14 protein-coding genes are annotated in these 19,793 nt (G+C 39.1%); 4 read left to right on the top strand and 10 right to left on the bottom strand.

The genetic code is table 11. The features are described 5' to 3' along the window. The coding region (locus AB4496_RS00360; RefSeq protein WP_136996200.1) for a transposase at positions 1-460 on the top strand (460 nt) is incomplete at its 5' end. Between the two features lie 163 nt (positions 461-623). Here the strand turns inward: AB4496_RS00360 and AB4496_RS00355 are convergent. The 5 genes from AB4496_RS00355 to AB4496_RS00335 all read right to left on the bottom strand — a co-directional run bounded on the left by AB4496_RS00355 (position 624) and on the right by AB4496_RS00335 (position 10,072). Then, complete coding sequence (locus tag AB4496_RS00355) at positions 624-1,733, bottom strand: hypothetical protein (protein ID WP_102258364.1); 1,110 nt, start codon at positions 1,731-1,733, stop codon at positions 624-626. 1,235 nt (positions 1,734-2,968) lie between these two features. Beyond that, the gene (locus tag AB4496_RS00350) at positions 2,969-4,666 is read right to left on the bottom strand and encodes a CHC2 zinc finger domain-containing protein (RefSeq protein ID WP_102258365.1); all 1,698 of its coding nucleotides are present in this window, start codon (positions 4,664-4,666) and stop codon (positions 2,969-2,971) included. Positions 4,667-4,677: 11 nt separating this feature from the next. Further along, the gene (locus AB4496_RS00345; RefSeq protein WP_102258366.1) at positions 4,678-5,847 is read right to left on the bottom strand and encodes a hypothetical protein; all 1,170 of its coding nucleotides are present in this window, start codon (positions 5,845-5,847) and stop codon (positions 4,678-4,680) included. Positions 5,848-5,886: 39 nt separating this feature from the next. Further along, positions 5,887-7,635, bottom strand: coding sequence for an LPD7 domain-containing protein (locus AB4496_RS00340; RefSeq protein WP_102258367.1), 1,749 nt, complete (start codon positions 7,633-7,635; stop codon positions 5,887-5,889). 46 nt (positions 7,636-7,681) lie between these two features. Continuing rightward, positions 7,682-10,072: a DotA/TraY family protein gene (locus AB4496_RS00335; RefSeq protein WP_102258368.1), complete on the bottom strand. Its 2,391-nt coding sequence runs from the start codon at positions 10,070-10,072 to the stop codon at positions 7,682-7,684. Between the two features lie 74 nt (positions 10,073-10,146). Here AB4496_RS00335 and AB4496_RS00330 point away from each other — a divergent pair, with 74 nt between their 5' ends. The 3 genes from AB4496_RS00330 to AB4496_RS00320 are packed head-to-tail and all read left to right on the top strand — an operon-like array spanning position 10,147 to position 13,901. After that, the gene (locus AB4496_RS00330) at positions 10,147-10,665 is read left to right on the top strand and encodes a hypothetical protein (RefSeq protein WP_102258369.1); all 519 of its coding nucleotides are present in this window, start codon (positions 10,147-10,149) and stop codon (positions 10,663-10,665) included. A 2-nt stretch (positions 10,666-10,667) separates the two neighbouring features. Continuing rightward, positions 10,668-11,078: a hypothetical protein gene (locus AB4496_RS00325; protein WP_102258370.1), complete on the top strand. Its 411-nt coding sequence runs from the start codon at positions 10,668-10,670 to the stop codon at positions 11,076-11,078. Between the two features lie 9 nt (positions 11,079-11,087). Beyond that, a complete protein-coding gene (locus AB4496_RS00320; protein WP_102258371.1) occupies positions 11,088-13,901 on the top strand; it encodes a hypothetical protein in 2,814 nt (937 codons plus the stop codon). A gap of 43 nt (positions 13,902-13,944) precedes the next feature. On the opposite strand, the gene AB4496_RS00315 is transcribed toward AB4496_RS00320, so the two are convergent. From AB4496_RS00315 to AB4496_RS00295, 5 genes are read right to left on the bottom strand one after another with little or no spacing between them, the layout of a single operon-like run. Next, positions 13,945-14,946: a hypothetical protein gene (locus AB4496_RS00315; protein ID WP_102258372.1), complete on the bottom strand. Its 1,002-nt coding sequence runs from the start codon at positions 14,944-14,946 to the stop codon at positions 13,945-13,947. Between the two features lie 9 nt (positions 14,947-14,955). Beyond that, a complete protein-coding gene (locus AB4496_RS00310; protein WP_102258373.1) occupies positions 14,956-16,026 on the bottom strand; it encodes a hypothetical protein in 1,071 nt (356 codons plus the stop codon). Next, positions 16,023-16,925, bottom strand: coding sequence for a hypothetical protein (locus AB4496_RS00305; RefSeq protein WP_102258374.1), 903 nt, complete (start codon positions 16,923-16,925; stop codon positions 16,023-16,025). The genes AB4496_RS00310 and AB4496_RS00305 overlap by 4 nt, the downstream gene beginning before the upstream one ends. Continuing rightward, the gene (locus tag AB4496_RS00300) at positions 16,918-17,931 is read right to left on the bottom strand and encodes a hypothetical protein (protein WP_102258375.1); all 1,014 of its coding nucleotides are present in this window, start codon (positions 17,929-17,931) and stop codon (positions 16,918-16,920) included. The genes AB4496_RS00305 and AB4496_RS00300 overlap by 8 nt, the downstream gene beginning before the upstream one ends. Positions 17,932-17,977: 46 nt before the next feature. Further along, on the bottom strand, positions 17,978-19,786 hold the full coding sequence (locus tag AB4496_RS00295) for a hypothetical protein (RefSeq protein ID WP_102258376.1): 1,809 nt from the start codon (positions 19,784-19,786) through the stop codon (positions 17,978-17,980). Positions 19,787-19,793 lie beyond the last annotated feature (7 nt).

Raw genomic sequence — 19,793 nt, 5'->3', positions numbered from 1 at the left:
GGCTAAAATCCAAAAACTCTACGGGATAGAATCGCGCTTAAAAGGTGCGCCTGCCGAAGAGCGAAAAGCAGAGCGTCAAGCACTTGCCAAACCGATACTGGATGAGCTTTACCAATGGATGACAACCCAGAAGGTGATAGGCTCTAGCCCACTGGGCAAAGCGATAAAATACACGCTCGGGCAGTGGTCAAAGCTCACTCGTTATATCGACGATGGCCACTTATCTATCGATAATAATCGCGCTGAACGCGCAATGAAACCGCTGGTTATTGGCAGGAAGAACTGGCTATTCTCTAACACACCAAACGGTGCTGATGCGAGCGCGATGCTTTACAGCATCATCGAGACCGCGAAAGCCAACGGTCTTATCCTCTATGACTACCTAGTCAAGTGCATGAAAGAGTTGGCGAAAGCAGAGCCTGATATCGACGCACTCCTACCTTGGAACTTCAAACACTGACAAGTCGGCCCGTGGGTTCATGGGGCGGATACTAAAAATCTTTTCCTTTCTTACAAATAAAAAAACAGCCAAATGAGAGGCTGTTTTTATGTTTGCACTATGTATATGCAAAGGTATGAGAATTTAGATGTTTACTCTCTACTTTAAAGGGTACCTAATTTGACTAACAAGGTAGACCTGAAAACAACTCATCATCAAGTAAGTCCAATTTATCACTCTTATCTAGACTATCTGCAGTAAGTGATTCGAACTCTACCTCTGTTGTATAAGAGGGTTGAGAGTGTTCAATAATTTCACCGGATAAGGAGTGAGCTTCAAAGGTAAGGGTATTCTTCAATTCGTCACCCATCATTCGCTCAAGCATATTCATTAAACCTGCTTCTGGGGCTACCTCGGTAAATGTATTTAAAGTCCTTAAAGCATTCGTTATAAGTTCCTCAGATGCAGAGCGTTGTTCATCCGACAGCTTACTTAACCTAGTAGCTCGTAGTTGAGTAACGATGGCTGCTAACTTCTTAGCTTCCGTTGCTCTCTGATTTCTATATTTTTTATCTGACGCAGTATTTCGCTTTACGTTCATGGCATTAAATTCAGATGTCTTATCAAAGTCGGACATAAAGGCTGTTTCGTTTGCATCGGCAGATTGATTACGACGTAATGAGTCGGTTTCCACATATATACGCGTCTGCATCAAGTCGACATGGCTTCGACAAGACCAGTAGTATTCTAAACCCGCATTTTTACAGCTTCTTAGAACTCTCAAAAACTCAACGCTATATTGACCATACTCACTGCGTGAAAGACTCTCTACGGAGCGGTTATCTACTACGCAACGAATCAACTTAAAGGCTGTTGTCTCCAGTAAGTAACTATGGGATATCATTAGATCGCAAAGCTTTTTAACCAGAGCACCTTTCACCAGGGAGCGGCCACTCATGTAATTAAGGTGTTTGTTGTTATTAATCTCTGTAAACGTTAACCACTCCTGAATAGACATCGCCTCTTTATTGGCCTCGTATATATACCGGTATTCGTAATGACTTAAATGACCGCGAACGCTTAGCTTGCTGTTGAGTTCCATTGGATTTATAGAATAAATTGAATGTTCAAAAGTGGAGGTTTCAAGGACCTTCATTTCAGATTCCGTGAATGTGTTGATTTTATTTTCACGTTCCGATTTTGCCACCTCCTCATAAAGCATTTCCTTAGCCATGACAAAAGGCCCTACATATTCATAGCTCTCGTCAGCTAGTTGGTTTCGATAAAAATACATAAACACCCCCTAATTCTAATTTCTCTACGTCATCGTATCATTGTCACCAAAGTAAATACGTCGTTTATACATAACCATTTTGGTGAAAGATGTATTTTTACATGATTACATGATATGTGTTGCTATCTAGTCTTACTCATATCGGCTCAAAATCTATTGCTATTCAACATCTCCTCACCACGTCACCTTTCTATTTTGTCGACATCCATCTTTCGCAAGCTCGATCCATCCAATACAGATCTAGATAGCTATCTATTTGCGATCACTCGTTTCATCAAATCCAATTTGAACCTTGCCGTTCTCTTCATCCCAAACCATGTGTGCCTATGAAAGTTGCATTAACTTGTTGGATCAATAACATTACAGATCTACTTGATTACTCACTTTCTGTTGTCCAAATTACCGGTGAATATCAACCTATATTTATGAAGTTTTTCTCCCCCCCCTTTATTGCTATATGAATGTGGCCACAATTCACAGGTATGGCTGGGTTTGTGATGTATTGCTATCAAACGGTATTTAAAATTATGCGATTCACCTCCAGCGAAAGGTGAAATATTGACAGTTATTTGTTAAATCGAAAGTTTGAGTAATGCATTAATTCGCACGAAATGCCCATAAATGCCCCCAAATGACACAAGGTGGCACTAGGATGCAAGCAGGCCACCAATGCATCATGGCGCCAAGTGACACCAAGTGACACCAAGTGACACCATTTGACACCAGAAGGCGCAGTATGGAGCGCTTGGTCCTATAGTGGCACCTTGTATTGATAAGGGTAATTTGAATCTAAGTCGAAAAAATGACCGGAGCAGAGTTCATATCTAATTATAGTGGCATGCATTGTCTTGATATGACACAAGATGCCAGAGGGTTGATTGCCAAAATTCTGGATACTGGCCTGATATCAATCGATATGCGTCCAAACAAAAGAGCTTGCAAGAATACAGGCAGTATTTACCAAGTATGTAATTATACATCGTAAAATTATATGAAATGTATTTTTACATTCAAATGGTGGGGTTTATGTAAAAGTACATCGTGATAGCTTGGGTGGAATAGTGGTCTGTAACGATAGTAGAAGGCTGTGCGTTTGTTTATTTAAATTAGGCAGATTTAGAGGCACCGTTCTTGTCGGAAGAATAATGATTGATAATGCGGAATTGGGTTAGAAAATCGCAACCCAAGCGATATCCTATGTCACGCTTGGGTTTATGAAGTAGGGAGTGAATGTGTTATTTAGTTGGGTTGTTCTGTAATGCTTCTGGCGATAGGTTTTGTGAATGAGATATGTTTTCTATTGCGTGTACAAACAATAATGACTCTGCAAGTTGTAGTTTTACCGATTTGGTTTCAATTTCATAAAAAGGATCGTTCTCATTTCCTGTTAGAGTGGCTTTAATTTTTGCCATCATCATTTTTATATCTCTATCCATTGAGTCGAAGGTTTTGCCCGTATCAATAATGCTTGGAACTTTGTGAGTACTAACGTCAAAGGTATCTATTTCACTTATGCATTTTTTCATGGTGCTAGATCCAACACCACAAACTAGGCTATATATTTCATGCTTTGGTTTGGCTGTAATGTTTATCAGCTTGTTGATTATATCGATCGCCGTTGCCTGGGTCTTTTCGTTCTCACTGCACAACATCTTTTTAGCGAATAGGGCGCTCGATCGTATCGCAAAGTCATACTGGGTCCCTGTTAGCAAAGAGATAGTAGGTAAAGCCATTTTTACAACATCTCCTACAGGAAGTTTTTTGGAGTTTATAGTGTTGAATGCCGTTTTAGGGTTATTCATTACTAGCGAAGAGAATGCATTGTTATCTTGGTTATCTTTTAGCATAACAATATTAAGTTGTTTGTTGCTTCCTATGGTTTCAGTAAAGATAGCTAGCTTAGAAAGCAATCTTGGGTTGGCTATGAACTTTTGTGTGGTAACCCAAGTTAAGTTCTTAGTAGGTAGATTACTCATTTGGCGCAAATGCTGGTGGTTCAATTCTCCAGCTGCAGGTGCGGTGACATTCGTTACATTGGATGAAACTAACTCAATGTATTGGCTAGAGGATTCTGTAATATAAATTTCATCAACGTTTTCAAACATATCTACTTGAGATGGCGGTGGTATCAGTATGGAGTTATGGCTTTCTACGGCATCATTTGGGTAGGTGTCCATAAGATCAAGGTTTTCATCCAAAACTAAGAAGCCAGAACAGTGGAATTGCTTATCAGAACTGTTTTCAGAAACAATAATTGGTAATGAACTTGAGTTGTCTGGTTTGGAAATGGTCATTACCGGTAAATAGTTTGTGTTTGCATAAAATGTGAGCTTGCCATCTTTTAATGTCTTATTTTCTGTAGCAATTCTTTTTATGGTGCTTGAGTCATTAATGAGGTTTACTAATTCAGTTCCATTTCCCGAATCAGTCAGGTAATTGAGCGAGTTTAGACGAGAGCTCATTTCTACGAATGAGTTTGGTAATGATATTTCACTATGTTCGTTGTTTATACGGAAAGGGTTGTAATTGGTTAGTCTATTAAAAAGTTGGTTGGTAAGAGGCAAGCTGCTTACCTTTATGGCCGTACTCCTAGCCTTATCAATTTGCGCCATGTCCTTCATAAGTGCTTCTAGGTCATATCCAGAATATGAACATAGCTTTTCAATGGCCTTGTAAAAAGGTAATTGAAGGTGCTTTGTAAAGACATCAATTGCATCTCCACTTTCATTGCAACCGAAGCAGTGGAATGTACCACCGTCGTTATTAACAACGAGAGAGGGGGTCTTGTCATCATGGAAAGGGCAGCAGGCCTGATATTTATCGTCGGAATTTATTTTTTTTACTTTAGATAGTCCAATCTCTCTTTCTAAAATGTCGATAATATTAACTTTGCTCTTTATTTCATCAATAATGAATGAGGGTATGAAGGCCATAGTTCTCCTCCCTAAGAAATTAACTTTGGATTGTGAGGTTGTGAGTAATTCAGGCTGTGACTCAGCGGAGTTAGTGGGGTGGGTCTATTCGTTTTGAATAATTTGTTATTAGCTTTTGCTGCAGCCTGTTCATCAGGAGTAATTTTTACCTCTTTGAAGGCCTTTATTGAAGTAATAATGTCCTTTTTGAGTATTGTACAGGGTATCGCTTTCTGTTTCAGATTTTCGGATATGTAAGTAGTGAATGTTTCACTTCCCCATATAAGAACAGGTTCCATACCAGGCTTTTGTTTTGTTATATATTTTAACGAAAATGATTTAGCAAGCTCGATATGTTCATGATTAAATGTAATCTGGCCCGATTGAAATTGATTAATAGTTAGGCCGTTCGAGACTTTATGGATTCTTGTCCCATTATGATCCAAGGTTTGTTTTATGTATGACAGAAAAGGAATACAAGAGCGGAGTCCTTTATGGATCTCTTTCCTCTTAACTTTACTTGGAGAATTTGACAGTCGAATGGTTGCAAGCTGATCAGGACTAAAGCAGAAGCCATTATATTCTGATTGAAAAGTTGGTACGTAACCCCTTTCCTTAGATGGCATTAGCAATGATACCGGATCAACTTTACGGTTGCTAAGGCGCAGCATATCTATTTTATTACTGAGATCATCTACACTCGTTCTTAGAGCAATGTTGCATCTTAATTCGTGATTTAACTTGGACTGCATATAACGCAATTCATTATCATTAACGAGTTTTGACATGATGTTTTTATTACAAGTACTCAGCATTGCTACTTGAGATGAAATCGAGTAGCAACTTTGCTGAATATCTGAGGTCGTATTTATGATAGTAGGCACATTTAAGCTATCAATCGCACCATCAATCTTAGAGAGGTTAATGTCGATTAAATCATGAAGTTCAGTTGGTATGAGGTCCCCAAATGTATCGAGCTCTACTTTTATACTAACTAGCGACTGAATGTATAAAGTGACACTATTTCTGTCTTTCCAGTCAGCACGTAAGAGTATTTTCAAGCGCTGTGATGTAGTTTCAGAGAAAGAGTTGAACTCCCCTTTAATATAGTCGTCAGTGGTTTTGTTTTTACCTAGTTCAGCATTCAGTTTTTTTAGCTTTTTTATGGCTTCGGTAGGCGTGAGCTTTGACCATTGGTTCATTAAATTACCTTAAATCTTTCGTTTTTAATGCGAAGTAAATTACATGCTTATTTGAATGCGGCTGTTATTTCTAGGGGACTGTTCTTCCATTTCAGCTTCTTTATTGATGCCTTGACTAGAAGCTAGTGTGCCACTTAAGCCTTTATCGGTAATCGGTTTTACCACTTTAGGTGGGATATCTTCTTTAAGTGATTTAAGATCACGAGAGGTGACTTTCTCTGTAGGTTTCGTAAATTCTTGCGTATGAATGCGAGTATCTATCTCAATCACCTGAATGCCTTTTTTACTCGCTAACATTGAGACTTTTTCAATGTAATTTGCATTACCACTCACAGCAATGGTGTTCCATCCAAGTTGCTCTGCTAATTTAACCGCGTGCTTAGCGTTTGCTTTGCGGCTTGTGCCTGTAAACTTGAACATATCCCCGTAATCTTTGATGACACCATTGAATCTGAGATTATGTTCTGCGTGATCATCGTTGTACTTTATTCCTCTGTGCATGTCGGACATGAATATACTCTTCTTGATAGCCATAGTTCGCTCAACCCCTTTAAATACACTTTGGGCTATGGATATAGATTTTTTATTATTTCGAGAAAATTCAGGTTGTACCCAAGCAACAGTATCTAACGTATCGCTAGCTGCGTTTGGGTTGATAGGTAGCTCGTCATCAAATTCAATTTCTGAATGCACACTATTGGCGCTGATATCGGACTTTTCTTGTGGGTACTCAATGTTGGAACCAGCAGGTTGGTCATAGTTTTGATTATTGACATCGACAGTTTGGCTGGCAGATGTTTGTTTATTGCGAATTTCCTTAATTGTTTCAATGTTGGCATTGATAGATTTTGATAAATCTTTGATCTGATGGAAAGTTTCATGCTCATCAAGCGAAGCATCTTGGAGTTTCGTCAACGTTTTGGATACAACTGATTGTAGATTGTTTTGGTTCTTTATAAGGTCATCGGCCTTGCTATCTATAGTCTTGTTACGGATCATGGCTTCAAGAGGAGTGTTTAAACGAGACATGTTTTGAATCAGTTTATTTGCGTATGCTAAAGAAGATTCATTTTTTTGTGCTTGTTCTTCACTATCATCGTTAATGCTCGGCGGTTCTATGTTATCTAGATACTCTGATAGTGAGTCTGAAATTGCAGCCCCAATATTTACGAAGTTCAGGTCTTTAATTTTTAATAATCCGACTTTGTGGCTTTCTAGTTCAGATGAGTCTACATGCTCTATTAAGTCTTCAAGTTGAATCAAGGCAGAGTTTATTTTCGTTGAGCAAGCTAAGCTTTTTTCAACTTCCACGTCACTTGAATTAAGGTATATTTCGTTTTCATTCGCAACTTCTAATGTTAACTCGATGGCTGAATGCAATTTATCGCTATTGGAGATTTGATTAGCTTCGATTACTGATTCTTCAAGATCGGCCTCTTGTGATCCTTCAAGGTCAGCGTCTTGTGATTCTTCAAGTTCGGCCTCTTGTGATTCTTCAAGATCGGCCTCTTGTGATCCTTCAAGGTCGGCCTCTTGTGATTCTTCAAGTTCGGCCTCTTGTGATCCTTCAAGGTCAGCGTCTTGTGATCCTTCAAGGTCAGCGTCTTGTGATTCTTCAAGATCGGCCTCTTGTGATTCTTCAACTTCAGTTACTTGCTCAACAGCAGGTTCAGATGTAGATACTAAAGCATCACTAGAAATGATTTCCTCATCTTCTTCCCCTTGAATTTCAGCTTGTCTGTTTGCTTCCTTTATAGCTTGTCTTGCTTTAGCTCCGAATCCGCCCATGAAAATCTCCTGTTAAATTGAGTGGTTAGTTAAATCTGAGTTTTTATTAAACACCTTTTACTGGGTTCTTTAGCATTGATTGGGTCACGGTTGATACATTACCTGCCAATGTGCCGGACATTTGTTGTGATGTAGACATAGCGCTGTCGTGAGAGTTGTCTTCGATCGCATTTCTAAAGCTCAGCATCCTTTGAAATTGGTCCGGTAGTTCCCAAATAAGGCTGTGATTTTTGATAATCCCGGCAGTCATAACAATCGCATTGACAAAAAGTGTCCCCAAAATGGCTAAAAAGTTAAACCCACCGTAACTGGCAGAGACAGAAGCCGCTTCTAAAGTCCAATGTAAATAGTATCCAAGCGCAATATTTAAGATCATTGCCAAAAAGAAACACATCGTCATTAGAGTTGGGCGGATTAAAAGTGTAAGTATTATGTTTGCGCCTTCTTGAAATCGACCACCAAATGTCCGTTCATTTTGTGGGTCGTTTAACGCCATGGCGCCACCCCACCAACCAGAAGAAATAATCGAGCCCATTGCGTATGAGAAGAAAGAAAATACCGCAACACTCCACATGATATAAGGTATATTAGGGACTATGTAAGAGTAAAAGACCCCTATACCTAGTAAGGACAGAATTAAAGCCGCACTCATTGCGCCACCTTTTTCTGCTAGAGCTTCAAAATCAATTGCGGCACCACCTATTTGATTAAGACCTTCTTTCATCACGGTACCCGCTGGAGTGATGGAAGATGCGACGGAAACTGCAGCATACGTAAAAGCTGTATTGATGATTACATTTCCGATAGTTCGCATTTCAACGAGAGGGTTAGGGAAGTACACTCCGTTACTATCCGAACGGATAATTTCAATAATATTTTGCCCCATCGATTGAGCTAGTTGAGTTGTCGTGAACTTGTCCATTGATGAGTTCATGATGTTTTGTATATCGTTGTTTAATGAGTATTTTTGAGCAGAGTTATAAAACATCAATATGTTTTTTTGGGGGATTTCTAGGTTGTCGTAACTATGACCAAAACTCTTAAACCATTTTACAACTCCCGCAAATATGGAATCTGTGGTGTTTGGACGCCAGTGAGGTTGCTCTCGGTCACCGTAGATATCAGATAGAATCATTGTAATCTCCATCTGCCTTACACTTAGCATTGTGTAAAAACCACCTAGGCCCATAAATCCTACATCGGCAACGGCTTCTGCGTAAACAGACGATAGTGATGATCCATTAAGAGGGGAAGAACTTTGATTTAAGCGATCTTTCAATTCGTTAGAAAGGTCACCTATCATTTCATCTTGCATACGCTCACGGTAAACGGCGTATTTTTTTGCAAGTTCTTCCATGTTGTTAAGGTTATTCGTTGTGAGTTTTTTAGCTATGTTGTGAATTAATGGTTCTTTCCATATTTTATTCAAATATTCACCGGCTTTTTCTGCTCCAACTTGGTGAGAGGTAAGGAGCAAAATATCTTCCAAACTATCGAGTGAATTTGGAGTTTGATAATTGAACAAAGTAAGCTGGCCGCAGTCTCCGTTTCCGTTTGCGCCAAAATATGCCACATGTTTATATATTTTGAATTCTTGGTTTGGTGTAATCCGATATTTCCCTTTGTCGTCGATTTTAACATTATCCATACCCTTATATGCATCAGGAGATACGCCATCCATTAACCCCATTGCGATTGAACAAGTTTTAGCTTCCAGGATGTAGTCGACAAATCGAGCAACTTTAGGTTGAGGTTGATAAGCCATACCAGGGGAAAGGGTGTAAGGAACGGAAATTTTGATAGTAGCTGTGGCAGCTCCAAGACCAATCAAAATGATGAATATTGTAATTCCTTGCAGTAGCGACATACCTCCTAATGCGGGTATCGGAAAGGTGATTAGTGATCCTATAGATCCGCGTGCCATTAAGAATGGCAAGGACTCTTCTTTATCGACTGTTAGATATGAAATGTCCATCGACCTTTTGAACATAAACAATAATGATGACCCAACAAGCGTAACTATAATTATTATGATGCCTATTGAGTTCATTATTTTGGCGTAAAGGGTCCCGAGGGTTACCGTCTTGGTAGAAGCGTTGCTGTCTGAAGTACCATTGAGTAGCCTTAAAACGTGACTAACGGGTTCACCAAAAACTAATTTCATTTGGTGAAAGAAAATATCGTTATTACTTGGACCTGAGAAAAAACCCTTGGGTAGCCATACACCTTGCTTGTCAGTAATTTCAATAGCTCTATCCTTCAAACTTTCAAAGTGAGCTTTGTTTTTTTCAGCGATATCGGAAGGAAATTTTGAATCAGAAGTGACGTCTGTTACTGCTGATGTTGTATTGGCATGTCCGTCTGGAGGAAGCAAAAATATTATCGTGATCAATATAGGAAAAAATATATTGCTGCCTATCCAATTTTTTCTATTCATTTCCCTTCCTAAACTCTTACAATGACTATTTATATTGTATAGTGTAAATCATAAATCGGCAATAAGGACAGGCAATGCTATCAAATGATGACATAGAAGCGTGGTTGGCAAAATTCGATGATGATGAACGAAAGGTTATTGAGCAGGTGGATAATCTCGAAGGTTGGGCTGTAGATTCGGATAGTGAGGTGCAGTCTTACTTCGACATTATTAGTTCTTTGTTAGAACAAAAACAAACAATTAATGAGTCCCTTAAGGACGATGAGTTAGCAAGCATGGTTGGTGGAATCTCAGATTTGTTTGGAAGGAGGGTCACCATTGAGGATTTGGTGAACTTACAAAGTCAATTGAGCTTTTCACGATCAATGAAGTTATTTGGTGATATTTGTTACATCTCCGAGTCAGATGCACACAAGATGCTTGATGTTCCGAGTTCGTCTGTTTCCTCCCAGCATGAAAACATATCAAATTCGATTTTAACTAGACGCATATATCTATTTTTGAAGTTGAAACTATTTCAACGAGTGTTCAATTCTGAACGTCAGCAATTAGTGATCAACAACCTAAAATCACAATTCAATTTGGAAGAATAAGTATGTCCAATTTAAATAGAAAATTCATAGCATTAATCATTCTCGGTACAACGTTTAGCTTTGCCGGAGGGCTACAAGCAGCTACTTGCAAATCCAGTTCACAGCTTTTGCAAGAGAAAATGTCTCGATATGGAATGCCTGAATTCCCAAGTCTCTTGGAGGATTGTGGGCTGAATGAACTAATTAATGGTTTTGGTGGTGAGATTTTCAAGTCTATAAAGCTACCCGATTTCGGCAATTTTTGTGGGTACTCTGCTAAGGATATTGGTAATTGGTATGGCGTTGACATGCCGGACAGTATAGGAACAGGGGTAGGGTATAAATTTAATGATGTGAAGCCTTCAAGCTTAGTTAACGGAAGCGAATTGTTCGAATCTGGCAGTGGGTTAGGTTTAAGAATGGATGTTGAGTAGGCGCAGTGTATGAGTGACTATACAAAGCACGTTGTAAGTAAGGAGTACTTACAAAACAGACCCAAAACAAAAATCGAAAAATTCTTTGATTTTCTTCAGAGCGACAGTGTTATATGGCTATACAGCTTATCCCTTATAACATTTTTCGTAATGCCATTTATTTTTCCATTAGTTGCAACTTTAGTCCACATTTTGATCAGGACCAGAGCTAATTTGCGGTGCAATTTTCCCTATTATTCTCCGATAACATCTGGTGATAAGGTTGATTATTTCAACCCTTCTCCGGCAAAGGGTTCTAAAGGCGAAGTAAAATATGACCCTGCTGATGGGATTGCATATTTTGGCAATGTTTACGGTACCAATGAACAGGCATGGTTTTCTAACTCTATGCTTCGACAGCATCTAGCTTTTTTAGCAACAACGGGGTCAGGTAAGACTTTCACAATATCTGGTATCGGCTCAGCCAATGCTCTTGTATGGGGTGCCGGTTATATGTACGTGGATGCAAAAGCTGATTTATCAATAATTCTCATGCATCAAACGATGATGTGGAGAACAAATCGTATAGACGATTTTTTTCTGCTTAACTACATACGTGGTAGTCGAAATCGAAATAAATATGCTACTGATAGGACAACCAACACCTACAATTTGGTTGAAAGTGGTTCAGCGGCACAGAATACTGAAACCTTTAAGTCGTTAATGTCTGGTGATGGTGATATTTGGGCAAAGCGAGCAGATTCCCTTGTTGCCGGCTTGATGCGTCCAACCCATTGCTTGAGAGATTTGGGTGAGATTCAATTGTCTATTCCTGCCCTGTTGGATTACTTAGTTTTAGAAACTGCGGGTTCATTGCTTGGAAATGAATTAATTCCAGAGGTAGAGAAAAAAGAGTTGATGGGTTTCATCAAAACCTTACCTGGTATGACTGCAGAATTCTTCCAAAAGATAACAAGGGGTGAAAGCGTACAAAGCCCACAGGTTTATGATCAATGGGGTTTTGCAGCAATGCAGATCGTCGTTGTATTTAACACTTTAGGTGGTGACTATGCGGATATCTTTGGTGTTATCCGAGGTGAAATTGATATAGAAGCGATTGTTAACCAAGATCGCGTATTATTAGGGTTGCTTCCTGCGCTGGAAGGTTCTACAGAATCCGTCGCCAGTATGGGGCGAATCATCATGGCTTCCAGAAAGGGCATAATGGGGCAATCTCTAGGTGATGTCTTTGTTGGTGAAGTAAAAAAGAACCTAAAACAAAGGCCGACAAACGCGCCATACCCATACATCAATATCATGGACGAAGTAGGGATGATGTTTTCTGAAGGTGAAGGTGCTGTTGCTGCCCAGGCTCGTGGTTTAGGCTATTCGGCGTGGTATTCTGCGCAGGATATCCCTGCCCTTAAGAAGCTTGGTGGATCGATTGAATCTGAGGTAGATACAGTTTTAGGTAACACAACGATTAAGGTAGCCGGAAGGATAATTGACGATGTTACGTTCGAGTTGTATAGCAAACTAGCAGATATTGATTATGTTTGGCAGCGAGAAGGGATGGACCTCGATTATTCGGAGTCTACAGGAGCTCAAAGGCAAAAAGAATCTAGAGCATCTTATAAAGAGGAATCTCGATTAGACCGACGTGAAGTTTCAAGGTTACGCGAAGGCGAAATTTACGTAAATGCTGTAGATAGATTGCATAGGATAGATGGCCCCAACTTGCACCCTAAAGAGTTGGAAACGCTTACGATTAATGATTTCTGGATGATGTTGCCAGAACCTGCGGAAGAATTACGTGAAAATGTTGACGATTGGCTATTGCTGTACTCTGAGTACGAACTTATTACGAGTAATAAGTCAAAGTTAAACACCATCGATTTGTCTTTTGTTCAAGAAATTGGGAAGCTTTCAAACATTCTATCTTTAGCTGAAACTGCAACAGATAATTCTTTGTCTAAATCAATGCTGTCGTTTTCAGCGTTTGTAAGAGATAGCGTTGAAGAAATGCGAGATTTAGGCGAACAGCATAACTCTTACATGGATAGTTTGTACGCTGCAGAGCCTTCGGTGGTATCGAATGATGCAATTGAGGAAAAGCCTACTGAGAGGGTACATGAGGTACCTCCCGTAGATACAAGGGAAATGGACGTCTTAAATGATTTAGATTTTAATTTGCCATCTTCATCGCATGATGAATCTGTTTCTGATGGTGACCACTTTGAAGTTACTCCGACTCTTGATGGTGAAAACAAAGGAGAAGTTGTTAGTGAGAGCAAACAGAGTGATTCAGGAGTTATTTTTACCTCAGACGTCATTACAACTGAAGGTAATGTACCTTCCAGTGATGATGCATCCGTAGCATCTCTTAATGCTCAGTCCGAAGATGCCGATATAAATGATGATTTAAACACTTTACTTGGTATTGGTACTGAAGCTGATATCGAGCAACTTAATGCATTAGATTCGATATTCAAAGCGCAAGGTACCTCTAAAGAGGAAACCATTAACAGCCTTGCAACTATTTCTGCATTGTCACTACGAAGTGAGCAGATACAAGAGCAGTTAAATAACGAAGAATTATCTTCGGAAACCGCTATTGAGAGAATGAACTCGCCAGTATCGGAGAGTGAGTTACGTTCGCACACTCTAAAAAGTACTTCAGTTGTAAATGACTTCTATAGGAAAACCGAACACCCGCACGATCCAATCCCTCAAACGAATAAAGCGTTAGCGATAAGTATACTTAAAAAAGTGAAGTTAGATATTCAGCAATCGATTATTGCTAAAGGTTATATTAAGGAAGAAGAGGCCTCGGAAGTGGAGTAGAGGATGAATTGCATTGGAGTCTGCTATGAGACTCCAATGGTCTTTATTGACCCATCGTGTGTGTAGAGATGCTTGAACTCGGCATGATTAAGGATTTGAAAGCTTGAAAAATATTACCAACATTCGCTAAAAACTCATCAAGCGATTCTTTGTTAAATTGGTCGAAAATCCCATCCGAAGATTCCAGTTGGTTTCCCGCGTATTCCTTATCTAAAGTTGGGGCCGTCTTCTTAATGATATTATTGAGAGTTTCCATTTGTACGTTGGACTCATTGCACATTGCTCGCATTTGGTTAAGGTACTCTGTGGATATGGTTTTAGATGATACGTCTAAAGTACCTTGATTTAAAACATCCGTACTTTGAAATTCAATATTGTTTAACAAGTCTTTATGGGCAGCTAGCGTAATTCTTAATTGATTTGAGAATGCCGCATCATCTTGCATTGCAGACAGAAGATCGCCTTGATTAAGCGCATTTATGTCTGAAATGCCTTTATTTTCAAATATTTCATTTAGAGTTTTAAAATGACTTTCAGTAAGAGCTAGGCTTCGGTTAAACTTGTCTTGTGAATTTAGTATCTTTTGGGTGTTTTCTTCAAGCATTCTTATGTGTTTGTTTTTTCGTTGTTTTTTATATTCCACATCTAAAGACTTAGGGCTACCGAATTTTAAAAAGTTCAAAAAACTCGGTGATGAACTATTGTTGTTTTTGGTGTTCTCCAGTTCAAACTCTGCTTTTAATTTTTCGTAAAGTACAGAGTTGTCGTGTAACTCTTGCTTTACAAGTGCATTCAAATGTTCATCGTCGCAGTATGTTTTGTCGGCGTCGAAAGATCTGTCATTTATCTTGAATTCTTCAAGTCTATGAGCATTTTCTGGAGCAGATTCGTACAATTGCTTTAGGGCCTCAAGTTCCTTTTGTACCGCCTCGTCAAATACTCTTGCGTGTATTCGTATGTGTTCCAATGATTCGGTTGAAGAAAGTGTATCGTGAACATTTGAACCACCCACATTGATAGAGTCAGCGTTGATTTTATTCTTCATGAGTGATCCTTAGATTGTATCTACGTTATTGGTTGCGATAAGAATATTTTGTTGGCTAGTTTTTTTTAGAGATTCAGACAAAATGTAATTACTTAATGAAACTTGTTTGTTGAGTTCTGCTAGAAGCGGCGTAGGGTCACCGAAATTCAACAAATCATCTCTCCATGAACTACCGCCCCCGTACGTACGGTCTACTTCTTTTTCAATTAGGCTAAGTTTGCTTTCACCATGAGAAGCTACTGTTCTATCAGCGACCGCATCATAAAAGGCACCTTTGGAAACTTCCAATTTAGCTGCCTTAGCACTTTGCAATAAATATTCGGTTCTACTTACATTGCTTTCTGAATTAGCCATTGCCGGGTCTAGTGAAATTGAATCAGTTTGTTTTGCAGTTAATACATCAATACCGTCGATCATCATCTTTACTTGCGAACTATCTAGTTTTGTTGATGAAAGAGCCGTCGACATGGTTATGTGCTCGTTGTTGCTGTATCGATTTGCAATCCCAGAGATTCGAACCGAAAATGGAATGCTATTCGGTTCATAGTTCTTAACTGACGTTTTACTTAGCTCCCTTAGTGTTAGGTTAGATGATTGATTGCTGTTTTTACTTGCCATACCTATATCATCTGACTCACAGTGATTAGGTGGTGGCATAGAAGCCATCGTAAGGCGGTTATTAGCCGCCTCAGTTAAAGCTTTGATCTGCATATCGCCACTTGTAGAAATGGCTTTTACGATGGCTGAAGAGCCGTCGGACTGACCAGCATTTAAGATTTTTCCGAAACCACCGAGTACACTCGATAGTAATGGTTCAAACATCTCTTCGAACTGTGATGTAAGCTGGTTAATTATGTCATCTAGTCCTGCATTAGCCTTCGGAGAATACGTAAATGCCGCAGCGGCGAGAGCTCCAACTGCAATGTATTTAGTATTTACAGGGGCCGGTTCAATTATAGATGTTGAGTTATTCAAGCTCGATGGTGTTGCCCAAGAGTTGAATGTTGTTGAGTAATCGATATAGGAAGAAAAAGTAATCGCTTCACTATCTTTTTTTACTTTACATTCCATTTTTCTCATTCTTGAATTTCCTTCTTTGTTGAAAGGGCATCTATGCACTCTGCTACAAGTAAGTTCTGCTCTGCTACTAGCAGTTCGAACATTATCTGAACAGAACTACTTTTCTGGTAGATGACCTCTTGAGCTAATGAGATATCCGCAGCTGTTTCATTCATAGATGTTCGCCACTTCTCAGATTGATAAGTGGATCTGATTTTCTCAAATGAATCTATATGGCGATTCGTATAAATTCGCGACATTTCATAATTCAAAATTGCTGTATTAAGAGTACGCTTAGCACTTTGGCAAACTCTTAAGTAATCAAGCGTGAAACTTTCAAGCTTTTGTTGAGGTGTGTTTATTCTTTGGAATTGGTCGCGTAAACCTAAGTATTCTTGTTCATCCATAGGTTCGGTTCGTTGAGAATCAATGAAAGAACAAGCATATGTTGGTAGGCACTCACCTAATGGTTTTGTAGATAAAACACCTTGTCGGTTTAATTCGCGGGCTAGGTTTTCCGATTGAATCAATCGCTTTACGCCAACATGGGCTAGGCTATTGTAGGAACAAGGGTCACTTAAAGGCTGTATTCTATGTAAATAGTCATTGTTGAAGATTTGTTGCATTGCATTGGGGACCATATCTATGGCCTGTGTTGCCCCTTTACTGAACATGCTAGTCATTTCTTTTATGAACATGTCATACAGTTCACTAAGTGTCATTTCCCCCAAGTCTAGGAATGGCTTCGCCGCCCAACCAATTTTTTCCCCCGCAGCTATAGCTGCAGCGGTAATAACGATGGCATGGCTATCGCTGGAGTATGTCATTGTTCCAGCAGCTACAGCTCCACCAGCTGCGTATCGGAAAAAATCCCTTCTATTGCAATCTATTTTAGTGTGACCATAATCCAAATTAGCCATTTTCACTCTCCAGTTTGGATGAACTTTTCACTAAATTTCGTAATTCAGCTATTTTTAATCGTTCAACTTGTATTTTATTCTCAACAGCTTGTATGGGATTGTAGTATTGGATAGCTGTGGTGAGTGATGGAGAGTTAGATACGGCATTATTGAATAATTCATTAGAACTCAGTGAGAGTGTTTCTAGGTGTAGCAATTCGATACTTGAAAGCTTCGAATTTGGATACATTTTATTGAGTTCAGAACTTAAGGATTTTCTGAACTCTACCGGTACATTCGAAGACGCTATACGTTGAATAAAGATACCCATCAAGGCATCAATGACGATATTTTCTTTAATCTGGTCTGATTGATTAACAATGGCATCAAGGTTTGAAGTTGAATCTTCATAGGATGGTCTATCTCCTATGAGAGCAGCGATCTCTTGTTCAGCTCGCTTTGTGTCATCAAAGTGACTTACGCCGATGAGTTTTTCCAACTCTTTAAATTCAGGTTCGCCTTGAGAGTTCAACAACGTACTAAAGGTCTTATTTCGATAAAATATCGCTTCACTTAAGTTTTCAGACTTAATTTCAAAATATTCGTGTATCGTATTTCTTGCTTTTGGAGTGGCAGAACCAATAGCTTTGTTTAATCTGTTGTTCGCTTTTGAGAGTTCGCCGTTCGCACATGCCGTGGATGGGGTATACAGATCCAAGCTGATTTCATGATTCATCAACTCAGTCATCTTAAATATTGTTGCTTCATAGGATTGAGTTATGTTTTTGGCCATATCTCCATTTTTTTCTTTTGTTGTTTCTTTGTTGTTATCGGTGTATCGATCAAAAGCATCTTGGAAGTTACTTGAGAATCGATACCCCAAAAATCTCATAAGGATGGCACCGCCTTGCTCGATAAGTTGTTCCATGAGTTCTTCTGGGCTTAGAGGCATGCTAAATGCGTTAGCGGTTTTAGGAGTAACAAGAGCTACACCACCGCCAATTGCCCCTCCCGCAATTAACCCCATGCATTTCCTTCTGAGTTTATTGAATTTCATCCTGACCCTTTACTGTTCAATTTGGCGATACTGTGGCTTGGTAGTCGAAATTGTCTGAAGCATTGTAGATATCATCGATACAGCCTTTTAGTAGTCTTGAGTTATAGGTAAGTTCATCAACTTTATTGAGGTATTCTATGTGGAATTTTTCAATTACTTTATGGCATTCTTTTTCAGATATTTTCCCCATCGCATAACTTCTATTAGACGATTCGAGTGTTTCTGTGGATTTTGTTCTCCATAAGCTTCGAAGTAAGTATGAAGCTGACTCTAAACTGGACCTGAACATTGATGTAGAACTGCAAGTCGTGGATTCTTTATTGGTTAAGTAAAGCTTGTTAGTTGCATCCATAAGCATAGAACCAAGCTTGGGTGCAAGATAAGCAGTATTTATGCCCCAGTTAAAGCGTTGAGTCTCAAATAAGACGGATGTTAATTCTGCAATAGACGGGACGATGAATTGTCTTGCTGATAATGGGTTGTTCGCACTAGCCTTAAACGCAATAGTCTTAGATCTTCTAAACGCTTGTATGTCTTCAGGCATCAAGCCGTTATTGTTCATTACATTGTTAAATTCAGACTGTTCAGATAGAAGGTAAATCGCAATGTTATTACACATTTTTAGATGCTTAATCGACAAGTCGGCATCGCTTTTGTGTAAGTATTTAAGTGGATTTTTAAACGCGTTGTAGTAAGAGTGTTTCGCAAAAGCCATTGCTTGCTCTCTATCGATGCTCGTTACAAATGAGGTGTTTTCAATGGAGTATTCGACGATAAAACTCAAATCATTTAAGAGGGCGGCGTACCTTTTTGCTTGTACATTATCAGAGCCGTTTTCATTCGATGAAACAGACGCAAGTTCTGTGAGAATTTCAATATTATTTAATGCCGTTGAAACATTTGTACCAGTTAAAGAAGCTTGTAGTATTTCAGATGCCTTATGACTATTTTCAAGCCCCCAGATAACATTGACAAGGGAAGACGTTGTTTTATCTATAGCTCTCGTGCAAAACGACACCTTTTTATCCAATATTTCGTCGAACTCATCAAAATCCGTTGGTCGAATGTTATTGTCGTAACTTTTAGCAATTTGCTTTACACACTCTACAATTATGCTTGTAGCGTGGTTCATGCATGATTTCCTGAGCATTTGTTTTTGCTCTGAATTAGGCAAGTCTGATTGTCGGCGATATAGAGTTTCTGCTGTCACTGATATAGCGCCGTGGATGAGGCTTAATGCAGACTCTTTTTCACTAAAAAATTGTATGTGAGACAGTTCATTTTGAACCTTATTCGCAGAGGAAATGATTGAAGAGTTTACGGTCGAAAAGAAATTATCCCTTTCTTGGTAGCGATTGTAACTGTTAATTTGGGTGATTAGGGTTTGTATTTTTCCCTTATCTATACCAGTCATATTAATCAGTTTGTCGGCTGATTCTGTATTCGTCAGTAATGCTAGTATGAATTGTGATTGGATTTTTGATTGTCGTCCCTGCTCCTTTGCTGAAATAGCAAAGATTCGACGATAAATCCACGTTTCGTCTTCAGTGAGCCCCCCAGAAATACGACCTAGGTTTTTTGATTGAGCCTCTATGTTTGCTGCAATTGACGTGATGATGTCTTTTAGTTCGTGAGCAAATTCTTCAGTAGTTGTCGTTTTAGACATAACTTTGAGGACAATAGGGGTTATGGATTTAAAAACACTCATACTAAGAGATGATTGTTTTGACTGTTTAATCGAAGTTGTCTTAACCTGAACCTTGTAATCTTCGCCTTGGCTATCATTAATTTTTTGGTTCAAAACATCCTTAATGCGATTACCCATAATTCAT

Origin of the sequence: Vibrio sp. 10N.222.46.A1 (assembly GCF_041473595.1) — a bacterium.
Taxonomy (GTDB): Bacteria; Pseudomonadota; Gammaproteobacteria; order Enterobacterales; family Vibrionaceae; genus Vibrio; species Vibrio tasmaniensis_A.
This window is presented reverse-complemented; position numbering and strand designations above follow the sequence as displayed.